Genomic DNA, 6,912 nt, shown 5'->3' with positions numbered 1-6,912 from the left:
GCCAGTTGAAGCCGAGCCCCTAAGCACTAGTTTATCTCCCAGGACTTTGTATCGGGTAGATCCCTTCCAAACGAAAGCATTTCCGAAGTCGCTATATTTTTCTCCGCGAATAGTACCATTTAGCAAGAAGTCTTTCGTTACGTCCCAACTTGCATCGAGATAAGCGCCGAAGTTGAACCTGCTGTTAGTAGTGGCATTATCCTGGCGAATGCCGGGAAATGAATTGGCGCCCGTTCCGGAATAAGACGAACTGTCCCCTGCAATAATCTTATAAGTTTCCTGCCGGATCTCTGATCCAAAGGCAATGGCAAAGGTATCTGTAATGGATTTATTAATGTCGTAGTTACCAATTATGTTGCTAAACCTGAAGCCGCCTGGTTTAAAAGAAATGGGGCTTCCCGCTCCAATACTAAAATTTAAAGTATTATCAACTGAATACAATTGTTGGTTACCGCCGAACGTAAGACTTATATCCTGCTTCCACCCGCTCTTTTCGCTTTTAAAACCAAAGGTTGCATTGTAATCGACCAGGTCTCCATTGAAAGTGGGCTGGTAACCGAGATATCCATTATAGAGCGGATCACCTGTCCCTGTATAATTGGGTTTGCTGTCGTCCTCGGTATGCAGTAAACCAAGATCCTGTTTCCAGTACGGTACACGAAAATTTGCATTGCTAAATACCTTTTTTGCCACTAACGCCGCGTTGCTATAAAACTGTCCATGTTCTCCGGCCGGCACAGAAAGATTGTATTCAAATTTTGCGGCAGTAATTTCCCCTGAACCATTTTTATTATTGCCAGTGGGATAAATTTTGAGATAATTGATAATAGCCGAATTAACAGGATCGGTATTAGCACCGCCATCTCCAAATGTCGCAATCTCGGTAGGTACGTCTATATTTCCCGAACGCACGGCACTATTTTGCTGGCTGAAATCAATTGTGTAGTTAATAAATCCACCATTAGCTAAGCTACTTCCGCCATTATAGGCCAGGCCATAGCTTCCTCCATCGCCTTTGCTGGTCACTCCTCCGTTAAAGGTTAATGTATTATACTCCACTTTATCTTTCAGGATGATATTCATAACCCCGGCAATAGCATCAGAGCCGTATTGGGCGGATGCTCCATCACGCAATATTTCAACACGCTTAATAGCATCCGTTGGTATTGCTGATAAATCGGCACCTGTTTCTCCTCTTCCGGGTGCGAACTGAACATAAAGCAACGCACTTAAATTTTTTCGTTTACCATTAATCAAAATCAACGTGCGGCTTGGTCCAAGGTTTCTTATTTCGTAAGGATCCAAAAGTGTTGTAGCATCATTAACGGGAGTATTAACCGTGTTGAAAGACGGAACTCTGTATTGCAATGCTTTATCAAAACTTACCTGGCCTGTTGATTTTAAATCATTCGACGAAAATATATCCACCGGCAATGCTGTTTCTGTAAGGGTTCTTTTGGCGCTTCTGCTACCAACGGAAACTTCTACAGATTCCAAGACTGTTTGTTGCTGAGTTAACTCAATGGTAAGTTGCGACTGTCCATTAACCGAGACTCTTTTTGAAGCATATCCAACTTGTGTAATATCTAATTTTGACTGCGGCCCTGCCTTTACGGTAAAGTTTCCATTCTCATCTGTAGTGGTACCTTCCGGACTACCCACGACTTTAATAGAAACTCCTGCGAGTGGTTGTTTACTGGAATTGTCAACAATTTTTCCTGAAATGGTTTGGGCGAAAGCAGTGTTTGTAAATACCATAGCAATAACTACAGCTAGTTTAAGCATTTTGGTAATCATATAATATTAATTTAAAGATGAATAAAAATGCGAATGCTTCTCAGGCATTCGCTATTCAATTTAATAAATTATTTTCATTAATAAATTTATATTATTTCTTTATTCTGACCTGCATCGCATAGTTATAAGTGTCAAGGGGGATAAATGAAATTTTACCGGGCTTAACAAAATGCAAGTAATTCAATAATTTTTCTTTGGTAAATCGCTGCGACCAAAATCTTTCTTTTGTGGCAGTAAAAGAGTCTGCTTCACCGGTAATTACAGTCATTCCGGCCTTTTTATAAAAAAATTCCTGCTTCTCCCTGGTGGCTTCATTATCGATGTAGCATGAGCCAATAACAATCTCACCGCCCGGTTCAAGAAGTTGATAGGCGGCAGAAAAGATTTTTTCAAACTTTTCATTTTTTGACAAATCCATGTATTTGCCTGAGTGCTGGTAGGTGTCGAAGGGAAAATTTTCAGGATAGAAATTTCCTGCAGTAAACCATGTTGTTATTATTAAATCATATTTTTTATTCCATTTAAACAGATCCGTAGCGTCGTACAAAAAAGCATTTACCTTATCTCCGATGCCAAGGCTTGCAACAACTTTTTTTGAAATATCGACGCAGGTTTGTGAGTTATCGGTTCCGTCGTATATTTTAATGATGTTCCATATTTCATAGATACCGCTTAAGTGTTTAGGAATTCTTGCATTACCAATACCAATATCTAAAATTGAAATTGGGCTTCCTTTCAAATAATATAGTTGTGTGATTATTTTTTTTAGTTCGATAAATTCGGCCCACTGAGCCTGCAGCAATGGCTCAGTTAAAAAATCAATGTCGAAAGATTTTTGAACCGTATTTTTGTTGTCATACATTTCCATAGTCGAAAATTCCGGGGAGAAAATATAATTGCCTTAATTTTTGTTTTTCACATTCAGGTCAACTCCGGCATAAAATTCAAGATCTCTGTTTTTTAATTGCTTTATCCAAAAAGCAATTTGACCGGTGTGGTAGGAATAGTGTTCAGAAACATGAACGAGGATGCCAATACCCGACAAATTAAATCCCTGTACCGAATATTTTTTTAAAAGTTTTTCTTCAGTCAGGCTCTCAATTACACGAACGGCTTCATCGACTGTGCTTTCCAATTTTGCAGACAGTTCATTTTTTGTGAAACCGTCTTTGGCTGAGAATTCTTTATCTCTCACTCTAATATCTTCGTTTTCACCGAGAGCTGAAATAACGTACTGCGTGATGTTTCCGCATAAATGCAAAATAATGTTCCCGACGCTATTAGAGTTTTCGTTTGAACGTAGCCAGGTTTCTGTGTCATCAATCTCGTTTAAACATTTTAAGATGCGCTTAGTATTTTCATTGACACGGTAAACAGATTGGTTAATAAATTCGTCTCTAAATAAAGTGCTCATAAAATTTATTGGTTTTTCCGCCAATCCAAAATTACAATTTCCCATTCATCACCATTGGGATCTTTATAGCTGTGGACTAATTCGAAACCAATTCTCAGATGAGCCCTTATGGAGCGTAGATTGGTTTTATGAATTTCGGTGATGGCAAAATCGTATTTGTTCCTGAAGTGATTTTTATAAGCGTCATAACAATCATCTAAAATGCCTTTTCCCCTGTAGCCGTAGGCTATGCATACCTGACCAACTACTATATAATTGAATGAGGAAATTTTTTTATCGTTGTAAACAACTTCATCAAACGCTTTAAACATCGGTATCAAAACAGGGATATCATTTTTGGCTTCCCGGGTCATAGCCAAAAGATAACCAATCACTTTTTCACCATCCTTTGCGACGATACTTGCTTCGGTATCGTTCATTTTCTTAAGTGTTTCAATTCTATGAATCACCGTCACAAATCCTTGTGAGTTTTTCTGGTCCTCCGTGAGGTTTTGAGGCAAATTTAATTTTTGGAGTTCGATTATTTGCCGGATATCGTTATCAGTTTTAGCTGTCGTATAAACTATCATGCATTTCCTTTTTATTGAAAAGAAAATTAATTATTATTTGGGAATTTTATACTCGTCACTTATAGTATCATATACTCTCATCAGCTCATTTGATTTGCCGTTTTTATCAAAAATGGATTCCCAGGTAGTTAAAGGTTCCCAAATAAAGGTTCCTTCCAGTTTATCACCCGGAAGGGTAAACGCAATTTTATTTACTTCATGTTTAAGTTGAGAATATTCCGCCACGATGACTGGCTTACCGTATTTTTCTTTAAGCGTTGTTAAATTACTTTGAAGATCCTGCAGGGTACCGTGCCACTTGGGATAATAGGATTCCCCGATAACATCGAACGTTACTCCCCGGTTAATCATATTATCAAGAAAAAATTCTGACTCCGCATTTTGGCCACCGAGTGCGATATGCAGCATCACAATAATTTTAGGATCTGCATCCCTCACGGCAGCGATCGCAGCTTTCAAGAGTGCAGCCAAACCATCAGGATGTTGAATATTACCATCCGGCCATAATATCCCATGATTAATTTCATTACCGGTTTGGACCATATCAGGAGGTGTCCCCTGCGTATTTAATTCAGATAAAACCTTTTTGGTATAGTCATACACTTTGTTGGTTAGTTCAGTAAAGGATAAGCCTTTCCATGCAGCGGGTGTATATTGCTTACCGGGATCCGCCCACGTATCGCTATAGTGAAAGTCAAGAAGAAATCTCATTCCGGCAGCTTTAATACGTTTGGCCATTTCAAGTGTATGTTGCAAATCGCAAAAGCCCGTCTTCGGCGAATAGCCGCTATCGTTAGCAGGATCAACAAACAACCGTAACCGTATGTAGTTGAACCCATGGCTTTTTAAAATTTTAATTGCATCATTTTCCACACCATTATCAGAAAATTTTACGCCTCTCGCTTCCAGCTGAGGTAAGTAGGAAATATCGGCACCCAATATTTTGCCTTTTGGATTTAACGACGCAGTTCTTAAAAATTTATTTTCAGGATTATTTTTTCCGGCTAAAAGCAAACTTGTGGGCTGAACCATTACAATGTCGGTTGAGCCCTTCCATAAACCCTTAGAGGTCGCTTCAAATTTTATTGCGCCCGGCGAATTACCTGCCTGCACAATTACCTGGCATCTTCCATTAAACAATTTCCGCTGCCAGTTTCCATCCATGCATTTATCAGGCTCATGGCTGCTGGGATCACCATTACCCACACCAATTATTTTTGCATCCCCTGTTATTGAAAATTGAATAAGATTATCCGCATCAGGAACTTCTCTTCCCTGTTTATCTACAGCGCTTACATTTATTACCGTTGCATCTTTTCCATCAGCCAGCATAGTTGTCTTGTAGGGTGTGATCACAACTTCTGCGGGGGGACCAGTTGTTTCAATGCTTGCTGTTAGTTTCTTCCCCTTTTTAAAAGCTATCGCAGATAAAGTTCCGGGTTCATAATTTACTTCCCATTGAAGATGGCTGTTTCGCGGCATCTCTTTTTTACCTAAACTTTTTCCGTTTAAAAACAGTTCCACATCATCTGCATTACTGTAAACCCACACATCAATAGGCTGGCCCTCCTTTCCCTTCCAGTTCCAATGGGGAGCAATGTGCAACACATCTTTATCTGTCCACCACGACTGATAATAATAATAAATATTCTTAGGAAACCCACACATATCCATTATCCCAAAATGTGAATTAATGTTTGGCCATTCAAAAGGTGTTGGTTCTCCACGATAATCAAAGCCAGTCCAAACAAAACCACCCATCCACCACGGCCTTGCCGCGGCGAGTGACCACCATTGTTCTGCGGTATTTGCCCACCATGGAGCCGTAATATCTTCATCCGGCAGGTATGCGTTTACGGTATCTTTTTTATAAATTCCCCTGGTCGTAACCGTACTTCCCATCTCTGTTCCTATAATAGGTTGTTCAGGATGATCTTTATGATAAGGATCCACACCAAGAATACGGTAATTGAATCCTCTTACGGGAATAACTTCATTAACACCACGGTAAATATTGGCTACATCTGCGGCGTATGTGCTTGTACGTGAGGGATCCAGTTCTTTTTGTTTTGTCAGCAATGTTTGTGCAATTCGTTTACCGGTACTGTTAGTTTGAACATATCCTTCTTCATTGCCAATAGACCACATAAAAACAGAAGGGTGGCTGCGGTCACGCAATATCAAACGCTCAAAATGGTTAATATATTCGTCACCACTATTTAATAACCTTGTTTCATCAAGCACCAACATTCCTAAGCTATCACATGCATCCAACAACTCCGGCGTTGGCGGATTATGCGTTGTACGATAAGCATTCGCTCCCATTTGCTTTAATAAACTTACCCGGTAATATTGCAGGTAGTCAGGCAATGCGCTGCCCACGCCAGCATGGTCCTGGTGATCGCAAACTCCTTTAACCTTAATATATTTTCCATTTAGAAACAGTCCGTCTTTCGTTACGTTAATGCTTCTTATCCCAAATCTCTTTTTATCCGCATCAATAATTTTTCCATTCGATTTTATTAATGTGGTTACACGGTATAAATAAGCATCATCAACCGACCACAGTTTTGGATTTAATACTGAAATTTTTTGTTTGATAATTTTAGATTCATTTACGTTTAATGAAACCGGTTGTTCATTTGTTTGCCCAACAATTTTCCCTACCCGGTCAGTAATAACCGAGCTGATGGTAAAACTTGTAGAATTGAGAATTTGATTTTCAACAGGTGTTTCAAGGTTTAGAGAGGCCTTATTATTAACGACAGTTGTGTAAACAAAAGTTCCGCTATTTCCAATGTGTACGTTGTTATATTCGTTAAGCCATACATGGCGATAAATGCCGGCACCTTCATAGAACCATCCTTCATATTGAGTAGCATCAACCCTTACTACGATAATATTTTCCTTATCATAGTTAATAAAATCCGTGATGTCGTATGCAAAACCTATATACCCGCTTTTATTATTCCCAAGATAAATTCCATTAATCCAAACATTTGCATCGCGGAAGATTCCATCAAACTGAATTTGAAAACGCTGGCCAGAATCTTTTCTATCAACAAAAAAATGTTTTCGATACCAACCGATACTTGTTTCAGGAAAAAGGCCGCCAACGGGCTTATAGCCGTG

Annotated in this window: 5 protein-coding genes; all 5 read right to left on the bottom strand. The window is 39.3% G+C overall.

Annotated features, from left to right (window positions below; all coding sequences use genetic code 11):
- The coding region (locus ACO1O5_RS18250) for a TonB-dependent receptor (RefSeq protein ID WP_486272785.1) at positions 1 to 1,797 on the bottom strand (1,797 nt) is incomplete at its 3' end.
- 91 nt (positions 1,798 to 1,888) lie between these two features.
- The gene (locus ACO1O5_RS18245; protein ID WP_486272783.1) at positions 1,889 to 2,665 is read right to left on the bottom strand and encodes a class I SAM-dependent methyltransferase; all 777 of its coding nucleotides are present in this window, start codon (positions 2,663 to 2,665) and stop codon (positions 1,889 to 1,891) included.
- A 33-nt stretch (positions 2,666 to 2,698) separates the two neighbouring features.
- Positions 2,699 to 3,211 carry a DinB family protein gene (locus ACO1O5_RS18240; protein ID WP_486272781.1) on the bottom strand — a complete coding sequence of 171 codons (513 nt, stop codon included), beginning with the start codon at positions 3,209 to 3,211 and terminating at the stop codon, positions 2,699 to 2,701.
- 5 nt (positions 3,212 to 3,216) lie between these two features.
- Positions 3,217 to 3,780: a GNAT family N-acetyltransferase gene (locus ACO1O5_RS18235; protein ID WP_486272780.1), complete on the bottom strand. Its 564-nt coding sequence runs from the start codon at positions 3,778 to 3,780 to the stop codon at positions 3,217 to 3,219.
- Between the two features lie 33 nt (positions 3,781 to 3,813).
- Positions 3,814 to 6,912, bottom strand: a 3,099-nt coding sequence (gene galA / locus ACO1O5_RS18230; RefSeq protein WP_486272779.1) for a beta-galactosidase GalA, incomplete at its 5' end; no start/stop codon positions are given.

The sequence above is a fragment of the Ginsengibacter sp. genome (genome assembly GCF_057362405.1).
This window is presented reverse-complemented; position numbering and strand designations above follow the sequence as displayed.